At 57.1% G+C, this 1,285-nt stretch carries 1 protein-coding gene; it reads left to right on the top strand.

Annotation, left to right across the window (positions count from 1 at the left end; all coding sequences use genetic code 11):
- Positions 1–62: 62 nt before the first annotated feature.
- Positions 63–1,285: IS4 family transposase (locus EYC95_RS30025; RefSeq protein ID WP_131063539.1), on the top strand; the 1,223-nt coding region annotated here is incomplete at its 3' end.

Below are 1,285 nucleotides of genomic sequence, written 5' to 3'. Positions count from 1 at the left end.
GCGACGAGACGATGTGGGAAGAGGTTTTAGCGCGGTTCGAGAAAAAAGCACCGGCCAGTGTCATGGCCAAATTGGTGTTGGAGCAGGCTGTTACAGCTGAGTGGGTCGATCAGGTGTTCGAAGAGCATCGTCAACGACAGTACCCGCGTGAGCTTTTATTTTCGACCATCGTTGAGCTTATGTCCCTTGTTTCACTGGGTTTGCGGCCGTCGCTACATGCCGCCGCACGGCAGATGGATCTTCCTGTCAGCTTGGCGGCGCTCTATGACAAGGTCAGCCGCACAGAGCCTGCGCTGCTGCGCGCCTTGGTAGCCGGCAGTGCACAACGTTTGGCACCGATGATTGAAGAGTTGGGCTGTTCGGCCATTTTGCCTGGCTGGCAACTGCGGGTCGTTGACGGCAATCACCTGCCTTCCAGCGAAAAACGTCTGAGCGCTTTGCGCCGTGAACGAGGCGCCGCCCGGCCTGGTTTTTCGGTCGTGGTTTACGACCCTGATCTCGACCAGGTCGTCGATCTTCAGCCCTGTGAAGATGCTTATGCCAGTGAACGCGTCGGTGTGCTGCCGTTGCTGCAAAACGCCAGTAGGGGCCAGTTGTGGATGGCTGATCGGCTCTATTGCACGCTCCCGGTCATGGAGGCCTGCGAAGACGCTGGCGCTTCTTTCATTATTCGTGAGCCGAGTAAGCATCCGCGCCTGCTTCAGGAAAGCGACTGGCAAGAACCTGTCGCGGTCGAGGCGGGAAGCGTGCGCGAGCAAACCATCGAAGTGAAAGGCGGACGTCAGTGGCGGCGTGTTGAACTGAACCTGCAAAAAGCTACCGACTCAGGCGACACCATGCTGTTGTTCTGGAGCAACTTGCCCGACACCATCACCGCTGAGCAAATCGCCGATTTGTATCGTCGTCGCTGGAGTATCGAAGGGATGTTCCAGCGCCTGGAATCGGTGCTGGACAGTGAAATCGAAAGCCTGGGCAACCCCAAGGCGGCTCTGCTGGGATTTGCCGCGGCCGTGTTGGCTTACAACGTTTTGTCAGTGCTTAAGCGCAGCGTTGAACAGGCTCATCGCCAGACGCAACCAGAGGGATGGGAGGCATCGATTTTCCATTTGGCAGTGCAAGTGCGCAGTGGTTATGAGGGCATGCAGATCGCGTTACCGTCGGATTATCTGTCACTTCAATCGACCACAGAAACGCTGGCACAGCGCTTGTTGACGCTGGCAAGGAATATCAAGCCCAAACAGGTTGCCAAAAGCATACGCGGCCCCAAAATCGCCAAGCCCAAGGA

The organism is Pseudomonas sp. BGI-2 (genome assembly GCF_004310295.1).
In the GTDB taxonomy this organism is placed as follows: Bacteria; Pseudomonadota; Gammaproteobacteria; order Pseudomonadales; family Pseudomonadaceae; genus Aquipseudomonas.
This window is presented reverse-complemented; position numbering and strand designations above follow the sequence as displayed.